General features: G+C 57.3%; 17 protein-coding genes. 9 read left to right on the plus strand and 8 right to left on the minus strand.

Features of this window, described 5'->3' with window-relative positions:
* Positions 1-15: 15 nt before the first annotated feature.
* Positions 16-1,926 carry a beta-ketoacyl synthase gene (locus G403_RS0114615; protein ID WP_027854637.1) on the minus strand — a complete coding sequence of 637 codons (1,911 nt, stop codon included), beginning with the start codon at positions 1,924-1,926 and terminating at the stop codon, positions 16-18.
* 183 nt (positions 1,927-2,109) lie between these two features.
* Between G403_RS0114615 and G403_RS0114620 the strand changes: the two genes are divergently transcribed.
* Entirely contained in the window at positions 2,110-2,769 is a 660-nt protein-coding gene (locus tag G403_RS0114620; RefSeq protein WP_036233988.1) for a YiaD family glycine zipper/OmpA-like lipoprotein, read from the plus strand.
* Between the two features lie 34 nt (positions 2,770-2,803).
* Here the strand turns inward: G403_RS0114620 and zapB are convergent, their stop codons facing one another.
* Together zapB and G403_RS0114630 are read right to left on the minus strand one after the other, a co-directional pair.
* Positions 2,804-2,998 carry a cell division protein ZapB gene (zapB, locus tag G403_RS0114625; RefSeq protein ID WP_027854639.1) on the minus strand — a complete coding sequence of 65 codons (195 nt, stop codon included), beginning with the start codon at positions 2,996-2,998 and terminating at the stop codon, positions 2,804-2,806.
* A 106-nt stretch (positions 2,999-3,104) separates the two neighbouring features.
* Positions 3,105-4,328 carry a flagellar assembly protein T N-terminal domain-containing protein gene (locus G403_RS0114630; protein ID WP_027854640.1) on the minus strand — a complete coding sequence of 408 codons (1,224 nt, stop codon included), beginning with the start codon at positions 4,326-4,328 and terminating at the stop codon, positions 3,105-3,107.
* A gap of 95 nt (positions 4,329-4,423) precedes the next feature.
* On the opposite strand from G403_RS0114630, the gene G403_RS0114635 reads away from it, so the two are divergent.
* On the plus strand, positions 4,424-5,821 hold the full coding sequence (locus G403_RS0114635; protein ID WP_027854641.1) for a penicillin-binding protein activator: 1,398 nt from the start codon (positions 4,424-4,426) through the stop codon (positions 5,819-5,821).
* Here G403_RS0114635 and G403_RS0114640 read toward each other — a convergent pair.
* The 5 genes from G403_RS0114640 to map all read right to left on the minus strand — a co-directional run bounded on the left by G403_RS0114640 (position 5,815) and on the right by map (position 11,294).
* The gene (locus G403_RS0114640) at positions 5,815-6,804 is read right to left on the minus strand and encodes a LysM peptidoglycan-binding domain-containing protein (protein WP_027854642.1); all 990 of its coding nucleotides are present in this window, start codon (positions 6,802-6,804) and stop codon (positions 5,815-5,817) included. The genes G403_RS0114635 and G403_RS0114640 overlap by 7 nt on opposite strands.
* Before the next feature lie 27 nt (positions 6,805-6,831).
* On the minus strand, positions 6,832-7,344 hold the full coding sequence (locus G403_RS0114645; protein WP_027854643.1) for an LPP20 family lipoprotein: 513 nt from the start codon (positions 7,342-7,344) through the stop codon (positions 6,832-6,834).
* Between the two features lie 146 nt (positions 7,345-7,490).
* Complete coding sequence (locus G403_RS0114650; RefSeq protein ID WP_027854644.1) at positions 7,491-7,787, minus strand: DUF1244 domain-containing protein; 297 nt, start codon at positions 7,785-7,787, stop codon at positions 7,491-7,493.
* A 10-nt stretch (positions 7,788-7,797) separates the two neighbouring features.
* On the minus strand, positions 7,798-10,494 hold the full coding sequence (locus G403_RS0114655; RefSeq protein WP_084404055.1) for a [protein-PII] uridylyltransferase: 2,697 nt from the start codon (positions 10,492-10,494) through the stop codon (positions 7,798-7,800).
* A gap of 29 nt (positions 10,495-10,523) precedes the next feature.
* Positions 10,524-11,294, minus strand: a complete 771-nt coding sequence (gene map / locus G403_RS0114660) for a type I methionyl aminopeptidase (RefSeq protein ID WP_027854646.1) — start codon at positions 11,292-11,294, stop codon at positions 10,524-10,526.
* Between the two features lie 347 nt (positions 11,295-11,641).
* On the opposite strand from map, the gene rpsB reads away from it, so the two are divergent.
* From rpsB to rseP, 7 genes are all read left to right on the plus strand, one after another.
* A complete protein-coding gene (gene rpsB / locus G403_RS0114665) occupies positions 11,642-12,379 on the plus strand; it encodes a 30S ribosomal protein S2 (protein ID WP_027854647.1) in 738 nt (245 codons plus the stop codon).
* A gap of 107 nt (positions 12,380-12,486) precedes the next feature.
* The gene (gene tsf, locus G403_RS0114670; RefSeq protein WP_027854648.1) at positions 12,487-13,347 is read left to right on the plus strand and encodes a translation elongation factor Ts; all 861 of its coding nucleotides are present in this window, start codon (positions 12,487-12,489) and stop codon (positions 13,345-13,347) included.
* An 81-nt stretch (positions 13,348-13,428) separates the two neighbouring features.
* Entirely contained in the window at positions 13,429-14,175 is a 747-nt protein-coding gene (gene pyrH / locus G403_RS0114675) for a UMP kinase (protein ID WP_027854649.1), read from the plus strand.
* 1 nt (position 14,176) lies between these two features.
* Complete coding sequence (gene frr, locus G403_RS0114680; RefSeq protein WP_027854650.1) at positions 14,177-14,734, plus strand: ribosome recycling factor; 558 nt, start codon at positions 14,177-14,179, stop codon at positions 14,732-14,734.
* Between the two features lie 44 nt (positions 14,735-14,778).
* Entirely contained in the window at positions 14,779-15,531 is a 753-nt protein-coding gene (uppS, locus tag G403_RS0114685) for a polyprenyl diphosphate synthase (protein WP_027854651.1), read from the plus strand.
* Positions 15,528-16,337 (plus strand): phosphatidate cytidylyltransferase, encoded by an 810-nt coding sequence (locus G403_RS0114690; protein ID WP_027854652.1) that lies wholly within the window; start codon positions 15,528-15,530, stop codon positions 16,335-16,337. Before uppS ends, G403_RS0114690 begins: the two co-directional genes overlap by 4 nt.
* A gap of 23 nt (positions 16,338-16,360) precedes the next feature.
* On the plus strand, positions 16,361-17,716 hold the full coding sequence (gene rseP, locus G403_RS0114695; RefSeq protein ID WP_027854653.1) for a sigma E protease regulator RseP: 1,356 nt from the start codon (positions 16,361-16,363) through the stop codon (positions 17,714-17,716).
* Positions 17,717-17,750 lie beyond the last annotated feature (34 nt).

Raw genomic sequence — 17,750 nt, forward strand, 5'->3', positions numbered from 1 at the left:
TTGGCTGAGGACCTGTCAGCACATATCCGAATAGGGGTTGTCCGGTTCAAGGCTGATCGGATTGGTATAGCCGGGCAGGCGGATTGCGGTATCACTGATCGTCAGGTCCTCGCCGGCCAGGACGCCGTGATCGTACAGGTACTTGGGACGAACCAGGCCCCGTATGGCGTCGGCATCGTAACTGTTTGCACGTTCGCGCACCGCTTCGCGCCGGGCCTGCCACTGTTCCAGCGCGACGCTGCCGTGGCGTTTGCGGAGCAGCTGCTCGGCAATGTGTGGGGCCATAATGCAGGCGGTTGCGTTATTGCCGCCGAAGCCTTTGGCGTTGACGAAGGCTGTATCCATGCCCTGCTGGCCCACCTCGGTATGGGAGAGCGGCAGGTTGAGATGACTGCGGTGCACATCATCGGCGATGGCCGGCGTTGTGACCAGGCCGGGAATGTAGCCGTAACGCCAAAGGCCCAGCGCCGCCATGATCTGGTCGCCGCCGGCCGTGCCCTGCGAATGTCCCAGAAAGGCTTTCACCGCCGACAACGTCCAGTCCTCGATACCGAACGCGCGGGCGATTTCGTTGACGACATGGGATTCTGTGACCCGGTTTTGTGGCGTACTGGTCCCGTGCGCATGGACATAGCTGCGCTGGCGTAGGGATTCATCACCCAGCATGGTACGAACCAGACCTGCGGCTTTACCCAGCGTCATGTAGTTGCCGACGCCGGGTGCTGAAATCGATTTTTTGTGACCGTCCGCATGAACGTAGACATCGGGCACGCAGCCGTGGATGTCTGCGCCCAGCTCCAGTGCCAGGTCATCACTCATTAACACCAGGAACTGGCTGGATTCACCGATGGTGAAGCCGCAGTTATCACCGAACGGACGGCAGGCCTGACGGTAATGTTCATCACTGAGCTGATCCAGGCCATCCAGCGCGGCAAGCTGTTTGTCTTCGGCCAACGCGCCCATTGCCCGAAACCCTTCGATAACCTCTGGCGTGACCGGGGCGTCGGAGCCGCCGATCATGGCCAGTTTGCAGCGGCCACTGCGAATCGCCTCGACACCGTTTTTCAGGTTATACAGGAAGGTTGCGCAGGCGCCGAGCGCACCGCCGGTGACGCCTACGTTCCCCAGCAGGTAGGCGTTGATAAAGTCGGCGGGCATCTGAGCATAGCCCAGGGGCATCTGTTTGGAGCTGGTGCGTTTACCCAGTGCCGGGAACTTGGTCAGCCCTCCAAAGCCGAAGTCATCCAGCTGGCCAATGGAGTTGCTGGCGAACACCGCAATTTGATCAGGCGCCAGCCTGTCCAGGACTTCGGCGTACTCGATACCCATGGAATAGAGTGCATCGGAGGCCGCATAAACGGCCATCTGCAGGCCGCGCGGATGATTGCGTGACTGGTACAGGCGGCCCGGTTCGAATCCGGTGGGGAGCATCCCGGCGCTCTGTACCTGTGCTGTACGGCTATCCGGGAAAATCAGGTCGCAACAGCCGCGAACACTGACTTCGACCTGCCCGCCTTCGAGCGGAGTTACACTCCAGTTTTCAGGAATGACCGCCGGCAGCTGGCGGTTACGCAAACGAAATCTGAGCAGGTCATCGGCGCCTTGAATGCTGGCCGCCCGGTTGAAAGGGACTGCATTCACATCAAACCAGTCGGGATGGATGCGCCGGATCAGGGTGCGTTCGCGAATCTGGGGTTCAAGGGCGGCAGCGAGTGCGTTGCCGTCTACGCGTTCCCCCATGGCGTTTACGTAGCTGCCATCACTGTAGCTGGCAATCCCCATCAGTGTCGCCAGGTCCAGCACGGTCTCCTGTCGACTCTGGCCATCGAGTTGATCCAGAATCAGACGGCGGTAGCCGTGATGGAAAGAGGCTCGACCGGCCGGGCTGATACCTCCGAAGCCGACGATGACGGGAAGCTGAGACAAGGGGGAAACTCCTCGGTTTGTTGAAGCGACGCAGACAAAGTGATCCAAGTGAAATATTTTATCGGGTGTCGTGCGCAGTGGCCAGCGCCATGGGGATAACTGAGTGCCCCACGGGGTTTTAATCGACGGTTAAGCTATGCTGGGCTATAACTCGACACAGTATTGGATCAGCAGGAGAGCAAGATGATAAAGCAAACGGCAATTGCATCGCTAATGGCAGCTGTGTTTTTGAGCGGCTGTACGACGATGGACCCCTACACGCAGGAGCAGAAAACCTCCCGAGCAACGTCAGGGGCCGGGATCGGAGCGGTCGCCGGTGCCATTCTGGGGGCTGCGGTTTCGGACGGCAACCGGGGTGAGGGCGCTTTGGCGGGCGCGGCTATCGGCGGTGCTGTCGGTGGTGGCATCGGCTATTACCAGGACCAGCAGGAGATGCGTCTGCGCCAGGAGCTGGAAGGAACCGGCGTGCGTGTGGAGCGTGTCGGTGACGACATTCGCCTGATTATGCCTGGCAATATCACCTTCGCCACCGACAGTGCGAGTGTGGATCCGGCGTTTTATCCCGTATTGGATTCAGTCGCGCTGGTGCTTAAGAAGTTCGACCGCACGGTGATTGACGTGGAGGGCTATACCGACTCCACAGGCTCCTTTGAATACAACCAGCAGTTGTCCGAGCGCAGGGCGCTGGCCGTATCCAATTACCTGGCATCGGCCGGTGTCAGTGGTGTGCGTCTGAATGCTCGGGGCTACGGTGAACGTAACCCCATCGCCGATAATGGCAGTGCGTCTGGGCGGGCATTGAACCGTCGGGTTGAGGTGAGGATTCGTGGGACTCAGCAGTAAGGGCCGACAGTATCGCGGGCAGGCCGCTTCAGTCTCAGGCTGAGGCGGTTTCCTCCAGGCGATTAAATTTCTGCAGCAACTGTTGCAGGCGCTCATCGGTTTGCCCGCGTTGCGACGCGAGCGCGTCGCGCTCCTCTTTCAGCTCGCTGATTTCCAGGCGCATTAACTCGACCTCTTCGATAAGGTTTTCAATCTTCTGCTCCAGTTCACTGAACAGTTCGCTTTGCATAGTGACTCCGTTGTTGATGATATAGAGAGAGGCGAATACTACAGCCCCCGGGCGCAGATATGCCAGGGGCTCATTGGCCAGCGGTTTTTTTCGTGACCCTGTGCGGTCAGTGGGCTATGACAACATCATCCTGCTGGATGTTCAGACTTCGGGCATCAGTCGTCAGAGTGGCGGTGGACTGGGTGGCATGGACCCGCTCAACAGTGGCTGACTCACCGGTGTTGTTGAGTTCGTAAATCGGTCGCATCTCCAGATCGTAGTCAGTATAACGGCGGTAGACGGTCAAGCGGTCGCCCGGGTTCAGTCCGCTATCAGCACCGGCACCGATCCAGATCTGGTTCCCCTGAGTCCGCGTGATTCTGACGGCGAAGGGTTCGCAGGTCAGCTCCATCTGAATGTCGTTGGCAATGCTGCGCAGCATTTTTCTAAGCTCCTGGCCATAGGGCTGCTGCCAAAAAGCCGCTGTGGCAAAGCCGGTTTTCTGATGTTTATCCAGATTCCAGTCGGCGGTGAGCTGGTAGCGCTGTTGGTGCTTCAGCGTGCCTGTGAGCGCTTCGTAGATGTAGAGGTCGAGAATAAAGTCGCGTCTGAAGTTGTCGTCGTTCCGGTCATACTGATTGTAGAGGTCAACCAGAATATTGGGTTCGCCGGGGCCGACGGGTTGATGAGAGGCCATGCTGCGGATAACGCCAGTGATCAGAAACTGGACGTTGAGCTGTTCCGAGCTGCGCAGCAGCGTGCTTAAGGCGCCTTCAGGCAGCATTGTTACCGGCGCTTGCGCCGGGTTTTGAATCAGGTTGATGTCGCCGGCATCCAGTGCATTGAAAGCGCTGGCGCTACGTAAATCATTGGCGAGCAGCGCGCTCAGGTCGCGTTGGACCGATCCCAGATCACCGAGCCTTGCATCCGTGGGGCGTTCCAGAGGGAAAGTTCCGATGGCGACCGTTTTGCTGTAGGCAAGGGCGTGCTGGTTATCTTTGCAGCCGGAGCGGATCTCCACCTCGGCCTCAATGCGAACATGGTGCTGGCCGTTATCCTCCCATTCACGAAGAATACGGACGTCCGAGATCTGGCTCAGACTGTCCGTGCGCAGGTCATCCACTTCAAGTACCCCGTTGCGCACTTGCTGTGTGGAGGCGATGTAAGTATTCGCTTTCATGGAGGCCCTTTCCATGGCGCGCTTCAGTGCCTGCTCACGGCTTTGTCCGGGGTCGGTGCTGTTGATCGGTGCCTGCCCCTCTGCCTCAACGCTAATGGCGGATGCGATGGGGGAGGCGAACAGGGTGGTCAGGCCTACGATAGCAATAACCAGTCTGATAAATTGGTGCATAGAAACTAAGCCAAGGTCCGTGCCGGGTTGATGCCATTGTAGCCCGTCATTCGCGACGTTGTAACAGCCGCAACAAAGTGGCCTGAGAGAGTTATATGGAGCACCGTTGGCATCTGCTCTTAACACTGCTTGTTGTGCTGGGCATCAGCGGTGCTCGGGCAGCGGATCTGGCGTCGATACGGGGCCAGATTCAGTCGATCAGCACTCAAGAACCTGTGACCGATGATCGGTTGGTCGACCTGTGGAAATCGGTGACGATGTTATCCCCCGGGGAGCTCGATCAACTTTTGCGCACCGGTCGGAACACCTATTTTGAGCAGGGCTGGTTTGAGTTGGCGGAGGCCTATTCGGTTGTCCGGGGAGACGTGACCGCACGGAGCGCTCGTATCGAACAATGGCACCGCAACTGGTATCACCATCCGGCGTCCGCGCTGGTGTCTCGGCTGATTGCAACGGAGCCGTTGGAAGGCTGGCCCTCCGCGCCGAAGAGGGTGGCGGCAGTACTGCCTTTCTTCGGTGAATATGCCGAGCCCAGCGATGCCTTGGTTGAAGGGTTGGAAAGCGCCTATCGTGACGTTGAGGCAACGGGGCAGCCGGTGCCGGAAATAGCACTGTACGACAGTCGCGAGATGGAAAATCCCGAGGCTTTTTTGCGCTGGTTGGCACAGAGCGAAAATGTGGATCTGGTGGTGGGTCCGCTCGCGCCTGCGTCTGTGGAGGCTATGGTGACATTGGACCATCTGCCTGTTCCGGTTATCGCGTTGAACCGATTCACGGCGCCGGGTTTTCCGGGCGCTGCGTTGGATCTGGCATCGGATCAGGAGCTGGGTCAGCTTGCCGCACGGGTTTTAGATGTTGCACAGGGGCCGGTTCTGCTCTTGATCCAAAATGACGACTGGGCCCGGTCACTCGGTCAACGATTCGAACAGGTTCTCAGTTGGCAGGGCGGTGAGGTTGAAAACAGCTATATGGTTGAGACCACTCAGAACCTGGAGTCTGTCCTCGCGTCGGCACTGGGAGTGACCGAGAGCCGGGTTCGTGCGGACAGAGTCACGGCTATTGTGGAGCGGGAGGTGGCGTTTGAACCTCGTCCTCGGCCTGAAATATCAGCCGTTGTGATGCTGACCGGGCCAGATCTCGCCCGGCGGATCAAGCCGATGCTGGATTATCTGTACGCAGGCGACATGCCGGTGTTTGCCAGCTCACATGTCTTGGGCGGCCATCTTGACCCGCAGCGGGACAGGGATCTGGAAGGCGTTAGTCTATGTGATCTGCCGGCTGTCCTGAACGGTCAGATGGAAAATCCGTTTAATGCGCTGGGTTATGACGCGGGGCTTTTAAGCTTATCGGGTGCGGAGCTGAATGGGGGTAGGTTATCGCTCGATGGTCGGACGGGGAAGCTGCGGCTAGGAGTTGGGGGGCGGGTTATTCGAACGCTGGCGTGTGTGCGCTTTAAAGAGGGTAAGCCGGTTCCGCTGCCTGTGACTCATTGAACGCGGTCATCGGCAGCCGGTACCGCGCGCGAGGTGATGATTTTGGCCAGGCTGGCGCCAGATTCGGTCGACAGTATCATCAGGCTGCCGCCGGGTTGGGTGGGGAACTCCTCGATCGCCTGATCGCCCCCCTGGCGTACAAAGTCCTTCTTGAAATAGTGGTATATCTGGCCCGGCTGCACCCCGGACTCGAGCCCCGCATCAATCAAGGCGAAGTAGCCATCCGGCGTCTCGTGGTAAACCCGTTTCAGGCGGGCAGAGATCTGTTTCGTCACTTCCGTCGGGTTGAGAGAGGTGCTCGCTGGATGCTGCGCGGGCAGGATCAGATCTCCTTTCTCTGCGGCTGACGCTTGGTTAAGCAGCAGAAATTTCGCCTTGTTATCGGCGACGTAGTCAAGCCGGGCCAACGCTACACGCTTGAGTATTCGATAGTCGCTGATGGGCTGATTGCTATCCTCCCGGAAAACGCCGAATGTCTGGCCAACACCGTAGTGGGAGCCGACGTTCTCGGCGTAGATCGCTTCGCCATTGGCTTCGGAACGCTGGGCGACAAAACGCGCCGCGCTGCTTATGGACGAGGCGGGCATCAACCGGTAGTGCGCCATGAAACGGGCCAGGCGGCCACTGCTGATCTCCTCCCGGGCGAGCATTTCACTGGCACTGGGTTTCGATGGCTGCTGCGTGGCGGGGGGCTGTATGGATGAGGCATCAGGCTGTGTTTCCATCCGGGGTGCGGGTTGCATCCGCCCGTCCGGGAGCTGAATCCGGGTGCCGGCACTGAGTGATTCCGGTGTGCGTACCTGGGGGTTGAGAGACCAGATCTCCCGCCAGCGAGACGCATCGCCCAACTCGCGATCCGCGATCGCTGAAAAGCTGTCACCAGGCCTGACGGTGTAGCTCGCAGCATTCACCGCTTGCAGGGAAGCGGTGCTTATCACCGCAATCAGCGCATATGTGGACAGTGAATGCTTATGATTCGGCACCCTGAATACTCCTCTGATCCCGGGCGATCAGTAACGCGGCGCGTAGGACTCGTAGTAAGGGTAGGCTGTGCCGGTTGCCAGTCCGTCATGGCTGCGATTCTCGGCGCGCTCGCGGGCGAGCATCCGCTCGAGCTGCAGACGGTTGACCTTAAGCGACATATTGGTAATCGCAAGGCCGTCGTCCTGGAACTCCTGATTGGTTATCGCTGCACCCTGGATGAAGCTGTTGATGCGCGTGCGCAGACGATCACGGCCGGCAATGAAGTCCTCGACACTGGTGTCCCCAAAAACCTGAACGCCGGAAACCTGTTCGGCCAGTTTTCGATAAGCATCAACTTCAGAGGCTCGCAGTGCCATCAGTCGACGCTGGGCCAGATTTTCAAAGGTGGATTTGGGCGCGCCATAGCCGGTCACGTTGATGACGAGTTCCTGTGTTGCGCCGCCGGCCGACGTTGTGTAGGCCCCCGGCCCCTGATAAGCACAGCCAGCGATAAATGAAAACAGGATCAGTGAGATAGCTGTTTGGACAAGGCGATTCATAGCAGCGCTTCCTTCCACTTTGTGCAGCAGTGCACTTTTTATTCGGTTCCGGAGACAGTTTATAGGGGTATCGGTAATGCGCAAAGTAACTTTAGAAAAAAACGCTTTCTTTCTAAGGCTTTACTTCGCGCATTTTGATCCTCGCTTTAACTTTGCTGCTGACGGGCGTTGTAGGCGGCCATTTGCGCTTCGGTGGCGGGCTGTTGGTATTTGCTTTTCCACTGATCGTAGGGTTCGCCGTAGATGATCTCCCGAGCCTGTTCGTAATCGAGGCTCTCGCCCCGCTCCTCGGCAGCGGAGACATACCATTTGGCCAGGCAGTTGCGACAGAAGTCAGCCAGGATCATCAGGTCGATATTTTGCACCTCCTTGTGCGCGTCAAGGTGCTCAAGCAGGCGCCGGAAAACGGCGGCTTCGATCTCGGTTTGGGTCTGCGGATTCATCTTCGGCTCCTTACTGACTGTGTTGAACGTGCTGATCGAGCTGTTCGCAGATCGCTTTTTGCAAAGTCTGGCATAAATCCGGGTCGCTGATGGGTTGGTCGTCGTGATCGGTGATGAAGAAGAAGTCCTCCACGCGCTCGCCCACGTTGGCGATCTTGGCTTTGCGCAGGGTGATGCCAAACTGGACGAAAATATGCCCGATGCGTGCCAGCAGGCCGGGACGGTCTGCGGTGATCACTTCCAGCACGGTCTGCTGCAGGTTAGGGTCATTGCTGATCAGTACGCGGGTTTTGGTGGCGAACGCCTTGAGCTGTCGCGGGACCCGACGCTGGACAATATCGGGGTAGTCCTCCGGATCGTCGAGCTCTTCAATCAGGCGCTGGCGTATATTCTCCAGATAGTCCGGGTTTTCGGACAGCGGCTGGTTGTCTTCAGTCAGCACCGTATAGTTATTCAGTGCGTAGCCGTTGTCGCTGACAATGATTCGTGCATCCTGAACGCTTAGGTGAAGCTGGTCGAGCGTGGATACTGTCGCGGCAAACAGGTTCGGGGCGTCTTGGGTATAGATAAATATCTCGGTGGCGCCCTCGTGACTGCGGAAGGTATTTTTCTCCAATGTCACCAGTGGAATGTCTGGCTGGTGATGCTCCAATATTGCCTGCGTATGGTGGGCGATCGCCTTGGAATCTTCCCTCAGGAAGTACTCGTCGCCCAATCGCTGCCACAGATTGCGCGCGTCATCTTCGGGGACGCCCATTCGCCCTAGCGCCATGAGGGCTTCGTGCTGAACCTGTTCAATGCGTTCGGTTTTATTGACCGGGTTTTCCAGGCCACGGCGCAGTGCGCGTTTGGTCTCCATATAGAGCTGGCGCAGCAGGCTGGCGCGCCAGCTGTTCCACAGTGTGTGGTTGGTCGCGTTGATATCGGCGACGGTCAATACATAGAGGTAATCCAGGTGGATGACATCCCGTACCTGCTCGGCAAAGGCATGGATTACCGCTGGGTCGGACAGGTCACGTCGCTGGGCGGTCATCGACATCTTGAGGTGATTGCGCACCAGCCAGGCCACCAGTTGTGTATCCCATTTGCCGATATGATGCCGTTCGCAAAAAGCGATCACGTCATCGGCACCCAGCTCCGAATGGTCGCCACCGCGGCCCTTGGCGATATCATGGTAGAGGCCGGCAATATAAAGCAGCTCAATCTTGGGCAGGTGATTAACCACCCGATGTGCGACCGGAAAACCGTCGCGGTGATCGCGATGGCGGAACTGGCGCATCTTCTGAATCACTTTCAGGGTATGGGCGTCCACCGTGTAGATATGGAACAGGTCGTGCTGCATCTGTCCGACAATGCGACCGAATTCGGGCAGGTAGCGGCCGAGGATGCCGTATCGGTTCATCCGTTTAAGTTCGGTGGAAACGCCTTCCGGTGAGCGCAGCAGTTCCATGAATAGCGAGGTGTTGCGAATATCATTGCGAAAACTGTCATCGACCAGGTGTCGGTGGTCGCGGATCAGTCGAATGGTTGAGGCTCGGACACCCTTGATTTCAGGGTGGTTAGCCATCAGAACGAACATCTCCATCAGCGCGAAGGGGTGGTATTCGAACACCTTGTCGTAGGTCACTTCCAGGTAGTTGTTGTGGATCTGGAAGCGGTTGTTCAAGGGTGCAATATGCTGCTCATCCTCGGCGCGCAGGATCACTTCGTCGAAGTACTGCAGCAGCATGTCGTTAAACTCGGACATCGCCTTGGCAACCCGGTAGTACTTGCTCATGAACTGCTCCACCGCCAGGGCGCCTTCATCGTCCTTATACTTGAAGAACTCAGCGAGGGCGCGTTGATGGTCGAACAGCAGGCGGTCTTCGCGCCGTTTGCTGATCATGTGCAGGGCATAACGGACGGTCCAGAGGTAGAGCTCGCCGGTGTTCAGTGTTTCCAGTTCCGACTCGGTCAGAAAACCGTGGTCTACCAGGTCTCTGATGTAGGTGGCACCAAAGTGGCGTTTGGCCACCCAGCCGATCGTTTGCAGGTCGCGCAGGCCCCCTGGCGAGTTCTTCAGGTTGGGTTCCAGGTTGTACTCGGTATTGTTGGTTTTCTCGTGACGCTCTACCTGCTCAGCATATTTCGCGCGAAAGAACTCTTTGTCAGTCCAGGCACCTTCTGAGGTGACCCGGTCATACATCCGTTCCTGTAGCTCCGGGTTGCCGGTGATAGTGCGTGACTCGATCAGATTGGTGGCGATGGTAATGTCGTTGCGTGCTTCTTCGTAGCAGTCGTCGATGGTGCGCACGCTGGAGCCGATTTCAAGGCCGATGTCCCAGAGCAGGGTCAGGAAGCCGCTGATGCTCTCTTCAAAACTGGTTGCCTCAACGCCGTCGGTTAGGATCAGAATATCCACATCGGAGAAAGGGTGCAGCTCGCCCCGGCCATAGCCGCCCACCGCGACCAGACTGACCCGCGCCGGATCGGGCCAGTCAAATCGAGTCCAGGCCAGGGTCAGAATCTGATCAAGGACCCAGGCCCGCCCGTAAACCAGATGACGGATATCCTCACCGTTTCGAAACGCTTCATTCATGGTTTCCAGTGATGACTTCAAGGCCACCTTAAGGGTCTTGATCGGCGAGCCCTCGGACAGTTGTTGCTTGAGCGTTGCTACATTCAGATAGCGAGCGAACTGTTCATCCGGGTTGAAGGTGTCCGTCATGATCGGTCTCCGTGAAGGCGGTTGGCGGCCTATACTGATTCGCCCTTGCGAAGGGTCAGGATTTCGCAGCCATCGGCGGTTACCAGGAGCGTGTGTTCGTACTGGGCCGACAGTCGGCGATCCGCTGTTTCCACGGTCCAGCCGTCACGCTTGTTCAGCTTTACCTGGCGTTTACCGGCGTTGATCATCGGTTCGATGGTGAAACACATACCTTCTTCAAGCAGATCTCCGGTGCCTGCGCGGCCGTAGTGCAAGACCTGGGGGTCCTCATGGAACTCGGCGCCGATACCGTGGCCGCAATACTCCCGGACCACTGAGTAGTGATTGGACTCCGCATGCTTTTGGATAACTTCACCGATATCACCCAGGCGGGCGCCGGGTCGTACCAAGGCTATCCCTTTATACAGACATTCCTGGGTAACTTGGCAGAGGCGTTCAGCATGGGGTGCCACGTCACCAACAAAAAACATCATGCTGGTATCGCCATGGTAGCCGTCCTTGATGACGGTGATGTCGATGTTAATGACATCGCCGCTTTTGAGCTTCTTGGGTCCGGGGATACCATGGCAGACCACCTGATTGACCGAGGTGCAGATCGATTTGGGAAAACCGTGGTAGTTCAGTGGTGCCGGTATCGCCTGTTGTTCGTTGACGATGTAGTTATGGCAGATACGATCCAGCTCTTCGGTGGTGACGCCCGGTACGACGTGTGGCTCGATCATTTCGAGGACCTCGGCAGCCAGGCGGCCGGCGACACGCATCTTTTCGATCTCGTCAGGGGTTTTGATGGTAATACTCATTAAGGCTCCGCGAAGTCGGATCGCCCCGAGCCGGATCCTACAGTGGGAGAGGTCTCGGGGTATGTTTGGAATGGGGATCGCCACTCGGCACGGGTGTACTGCCGATAGCGCGAACCGATAGCAAATGACATTGGTTGTCGATTGTAGCGAAAAAAGCCGGTTCAGATAAAGGCGACTTCAAACTGAAGGCGTGTTGTGGTATAAAAGCGCTCCCAAAAAATCGTGCTGGCCGTTGTGGCTGGCACTAAACACGACACACACATATCGACACGCCGCTCCTGGGTGCTGCTGACGCGGTTGGACGGTGGGATATGTGGAGGTTATAACCCGTTCAGAGGAATATCAGAATGGCTAAAGTAAGCATGCGTGACCTGCTCAAGGCAGGGGTTCATTTCGGTCACCAGACCCGTTACTGGAACCCGAAAATGTCTCAGTTCATTTTCGGTGCCCGCAACAAGATCCATATCATTAACCTTGAGCACACGCTGCCGGCCCTGAATGACGCGCTTGGCGTTGTCAAAAACATGGCTGCCAACAAAAACAAGGTGCTTTTCGTAGGTACCAAGCGTGCCGCTTCTAAAGTTGTTAAAGAAGAAGCGATCCGCGCTGGCATGCCTTACGTCAACCACCGCTGGCTCGGCGGTATGCTGACCAACTACAAGACCATCCGCCAGTCGATCCGTCGTCTGCGTGAGCTGGAAGCGCAGTCTCAGGACGGTACTTTCGAAAAGCTCACCAAGAAAGAAGCGCTGATGCGTACGCGTGAGATGGAAAAGCTGGAACTGTCCATCGGCGGTATTAAAGAGATGGGTGGTCTGCCGGACGCACTGTTCGTAATCGACGTTGATCACGAGCGTATTGCAGTGAACGAAGCCAACAAGCTGGGTATTCCGGTTATCGGTGTTGTTGATACCAACAGCAACCCGGATGGCATCGATCACGTGATCCCGGGTAACGATGACGCGCTGCGTGCGATTCAGATCTACGCGCAGTCTGTAGCCGATGCCTGTGTTGAAGGCACTGCTGCCAATGCCGGTGAGAAAGGCGAGTTTGTCGAAGTTGAGGAGCAGAGCGCAGCCGAGTAATCGGGCTGTCAAACGCTGCGACTAAGCTTGAGCGATTCGTAAAAGGGGAGCCTGGCTCCCCTTTTTTGGATTCAGGTTAAACACGAATATCTTTAAGGGGTACCAAGATGGCGAATATCTCCGCTGCGATGGTCAAGGAACTGCGTGAGCGCACCGGCCTTGGCATGATGGAGTGCAAAAAAGCACTGGTTGAAGCTGAAGGTGACATCGATAAAGCGATTGATGATCTGCGCAAGTCCTCCGGCATGAAGGCGGCGAAGAAAGCCAGCCGTGTGGCCGCCGATGGCGTGGTTTCCGTCAAGGTCGCTGACGACAACAGCTACGCCGTTGTTGTTGAAGTTAACTCCGAGACTGACTTCGTTGCGCGTGATGATAACTTCCTCGGCTTTGTCGCCAAGGTTGTGGATAAAGCGTTCGCAGACAAGCAGTCTGACGTGGCTGCGCTGATGGCGGGTGAGCTTGAATCTGCCCGTGAAGCGCTGGTTCAGAAGATTGGCGAGAACATCTCTGTTCGTCGGATCATGGTTGTCGAAGGTTCGGTGGTTGATGGTTATGTTCACAGCAACAACCGTATCGCGGCTCTGGTTGTCCTCACTGGTGGCGATGCCGAAGTTGCGCGTGATATCTCCATGCACGTCGCTGCGGTAAATCCGCGTGTGGCCAAGCCGGAAGATATGCCGCAGGAAGAGCTGGATCGCGAAAAAGAGATCATCAAGGCTCAGCCCGATATGGAAGGTAAGCCGGAAGAGATCAAGGAAAAGATGGCTGGTGGCCGTCTGAAGAAGTTCCTGTCCGAGAACAGCCTGGTCGAGCAGCCGTTCGTCAAAAACCCGGAGCAGACTGTGGGTCAGCTGGTTAAGGCGGCGGGTGCGGAACTCGTATCCTTCGTGCGTATCGAAGTGGGCGAAGGTATCGAAGTCGAGCACAAGGACTTCGCAGCTGAAGTGGCCGAGCAGCTCAAGGGCTAATCGGGTGCTGGTGGATCGGGCCTCGCCCGGTCCACACTGTTGTTTTACACTCTGTTCCCACCCTCTTTGGAGATTCCACCCATGCCTCCTACCGACAAACACGCCAAATACAAACGCATTCTTCTCAAACTCAGCGGCGAAGCGCTGATGGGGGAGGAGAATTTTGGTATCGACCCTAAAGTGCTCAACCGTGTCGCGCTGGAGATCGGTCAGCTCGTGGGTATTGGGGTTCAGGTCGGGATGGTGATCGGGGGCGGTAATCTGTTCCGGGGTGCGGCGTTGAGTGCTGCCGGTCTGGATCGGGTCACCGGCGATCACATGGGGATGCTGGCCACGGTGATGAACGCGTTGGCTATGCGTGAGGCGCTGGAACGCTGTAATATTGCGACCCGCGTGATGTCCGCAATTCCCATGAGCGGTGTGGTCGATCACTATGATCGTCGCAATGCGATGCGATACCTGAATCAGGGGGATGTGGTAATCTTTGCCGCCGGTACCGGTAATCCGTTTTTCACCACTGACTCTGCTGCCTGTCTGCGCGGTATTGAAGTCGAAGCCGACCTGGTGCTGAAGGCAACCAAGGTTGACGGTGTGTTTACCGATGATCCGGTGAAAAACCCCAAGGCCGAGCGCTATACGCATCTGAGCTTTGATGAGGTTTTGGAGAAGCAGCTGGGTGTGATGGATATGACGGCCATCTGCCTGACGCGTGACCACAATATGCCGGTCCGCGTATTCAACATGAACAAGCACGGTGCGCTCGTCAATCTCGTTGTGGGTGGTGACGAGGGTACCTTGATTGACTGCGGTCCTGCCGCTGGAGAATAAGATGATCAGCGAGATTGTTTCCGACGCCGAAGGGCGTATGAAGAAGAGCATTGAATCTCTGACCGAGCACTTCAAGAAGATCCGGACCGGACGCGCGTCCCCGGCCATCCTGGATTCGGTTCAGGTTTCCTACTATGGCTCCATGGTGCCGATTCAGCAGGTCGCTAACGTTTCTGTTGAAGATGCCCGTACGCTGATGATCAACCCCTGGGAAAAGAAGATGGTCCCGGAAGTGGAAAAGGCGATCATGAAATCGGATCTGGGCCTCAATCCGGCAACGAACGGCGATATCATCCGCGTTCCCATGCCTGCGCTGACCGAAGAGACCCGCAAAGGCTATATCCGTCAGGCGCGCCTGGAAGCGGAAAACGCCCGTGTTGCGATCCGTAATATCCGTCGCGATGCCAATGGTGATTTCAAAGATCTGCTGAAAGAAAAAGAGATCACGGAAGACGAAAACCGTCGCGGCGAAGATCAGATCCAGAAAATTACCGATAAGTATGTCGGTGAAGTGGATGCGCTGCTGGCGCAAAAAGAAACCGATCTGATGGAAATCTGATGGTCTGGGGCGGGCTGCGGCCTGCCCCGGCTTTCACTTATTGCATGTCTGATAGCAGCAACCGACAGTCAGGGGCGGCCGTTCCGCGCCATATCGCTATTATCATGGATGGTAATAACCGGTGGGCAAAACAACGCCACCTGCCAGCGCTGGCAGGGCATAAAGCCGGGGTCGACAGCCTGCGTGGCGTGATCGAGGGCTGTATCGAATCCGGTGTGGAAGTGCTAACCGTATTCGCCTTCAGCAGTGAGAACTGGCGGCGCCCGGCTTTGGAAGTCCGGGGCCTGATGGAGCTCTTCAGGCTGGCGCTTGACCGGGAAGTGAGCAAGCTGCGGAAAAACGGCATCCGGCTTCGGGTGATCGGGGATCGCAGTCGTTTCAGTGAGGATCTTCAGGCCCGCATCGCCAAGGCCGAACAGGCGACCGAGGATGGCCAGCGCCTTTGTCTTAATGTGGCTGCCAATTATGGTGGCCATTGGGATATCACGGAAGCTGCCCGTGAACTGGCGCGCCGCTGTGCCAGCGGTGAATTGACGCCCGGCCAGATTACCCCCGAGTTGCTGGACAGTCAGACCTGTCTGGCCGACCTTCCCAAGCCCGATCTGTGTATTCGAACCGGGGGGGAACAGCGAATCAGCAACTTTCTGATTTGGCAGTTTGCCTACACCGAATTCTATTTCTCGCCTTTGTTCTGGCCCGATTTCGGTAAGGAAGCGGTGGCTCAGGCGATCCAGGATTTTTCCACCCGGGAGCGCCGGTTCGGTAAAACCAGTGAACAGATTGAGGCCGGCCAGTGATTAAGCAGCGGTTAGTTACGGCCCTGGTATTAGGTATTCTGGTTCTTGCCGGTGTTTTCTGGTTGCCGGTTGAGAGTTTTTCCGCGTTAACCGCCCTTGTGGTTCTGCTGGGCGCCTCAGAATGGGCACGTTTTGCGAGCCTCGACGGTAAGAGTCGTTGGGTTTTTGTGGCGGTAGTTGCTGTGTTAATGCTTGCGCTGCATCTGATAGGGCTTAACCGGGTGATGCCAGTGCTATTGTCATTAACAGGTGTATTCTGGCTGTGGGCTTGCCTGTTGATTCTGGGGTACCCCGCGAGCCGGGGGTACCGGATGAGAGTCAATCGCGTATTGATTGGCCTGGCTGTCCTTGTTCCCACATGGGTTGCGCTCAGTGGTTTGAAAGGTCTCTACCAGGGGGAGCAGGCATTGCTGATGCTGTTATTGCTGGTATGGGGCGCTGATACCGGGGCCTATTGTGCCGGCAAGCTCTTTGGTCGTCATAAAATGATCCCCAGGGTCAGTCCGGGTAAAACGCTCGAAGGCCTTGCCGGTGGCGTTGTTACCTGCCTGTTTATCGGGATCGGCTTTGGTCTCTGGCTCGAACTTCCGGCACCGTCGCTGGTCTACTTGACCGGGCTGGCGCTGTTGACCTGTCTGGCGGCTGTTTTTGGGGACCTGTTCGAAAGCTTGTTCAAGCGCGAAAGAGGTCTCAAGGACAGTGGTACACTGCTTCCGGGGCACGGTGGAATTCTGGATCGTATCGATAGCCTGACAGCGGCGGCCCCTGTTTTCATGTTGGGACTTTACTGGCTGCCGGTCACCTGAGCCGGTCGGCCTAAAGGGGCGTAATGGGTATCCTGCAAACTCTTCTTGCGACTATCGTTACACTGGGGATTCTGGTGACCATTCACGAGTGGGGACACTTCTGGGTGGCACGTCGGTGTGGCGTCAAGGTGCTTCGCTTCTCCGTTGGTTTTGGAAAACCGATCTGGATGCGTAAAGGTCGCGACGGCACTGAGTATGCCGTGGCGGCGATACCACTCGGCGGCTATGTCCGGATGCTGGATGAGCGCGAAGGCGATGTGCCCGAGTCCCAGCGTCATCTCGCTTTCAATAACAAACCTGTCCTGCAGCGCATGGCGATCGTTGCTGCCGGCCCGGTGGTCAATCTCCTCTTCGCCGTATTGGCGTACTGGTTCCTGTTTGTTTACGGCGTTACCGCCGTGGTTCCCGTGGTCGGTGAGGTGCGTTCCGGCTCACCGGCCCAAAAGGCCGGCCTGGAAGCCGGTGTCGAACTGCTGGAGATCGATGGCCATTCGGTGCAGTCCTGGGATGAGGTGAATCTGCGTCTCGCTGCACGGGTGGGTGAAAGTGGCAGCCTTGAATTACTGGCCGGTGAGCCGAGTCGAGGCGTGGCTCAGCGTTACACCGCAAAGCTTGACGATTGGTCCGTTGATCTGGAAAAGGAATCGCCTATTTCGGCGCTGGGTATTATCCCCTTCCGTCCCGATCTGCCTGCTGAAATAGGGATGCTGGACCCGGACGGAGCTGCTGCCCGCAGTGGTCTGCAAGTGGGAGATCGTGTCCTGGCTGTGAATGGGGAGCCGATACGCAACTGGATCGATTTCGTGGAACATGTCCGTGCCGCGCCTGGTGAAACACTTGAACTGAGCGTCGATCGGGCAGCGGAAACCCTATCGTTGGCGTTGATGCCGGGAGAGCGTGTCGATGAGCAGGGTCAGGTATACGGCTATATCGGGGCGGGCGTGAAAGCGGTGGACTGGCCGCCGGAAATGCTCAGAGATCTGCGACATGGGCCGCTGGAAGCGCTCTGGATCGGCGTCCAGAAAACGGGGCAGATGATCGGGCTGACACTGGACTCCATCGGCAAGATGATCGCCGGTGCAATCTCGGTAAAAAACTTGAGCGGGCCTATAACCATTGCTAAAGTGGCCGGGGCTTCGGCCGCATCGGGGCTGGAGTCTTTCATCAGTTTTCTCGCCTATCTCAGTATCAGTCTCGGCGTGTTGAACCTGTTGCCGATACCGATGCTCGACGGAGGGCACCTGATGTACCAGCTTGTGGAGCTGGTGCGGGGGCGTCCAGTCAGCGAGAGGGTTCAGATGCTTGGTTTGCGGCTGGGCATGGCAATGTTGATGAGCCTGATGGCGCTGGCGATTCTGAACGATATCGCCCGCCTGTAGCGGGGCGCTAACTCACCATACGGATATTAAGACC

Source organism: Marinobacterium litorale DSM 23545, from assembly GCF_000428985.1.
Taxonomy (GTDB): domain Bacteria; phylum Pseudomonadota; class Gammaproteobacteria; order Pseudomonadales; family Balneatricaceae; genus Marinobacterium_D; species Marinobacterium_D litorale.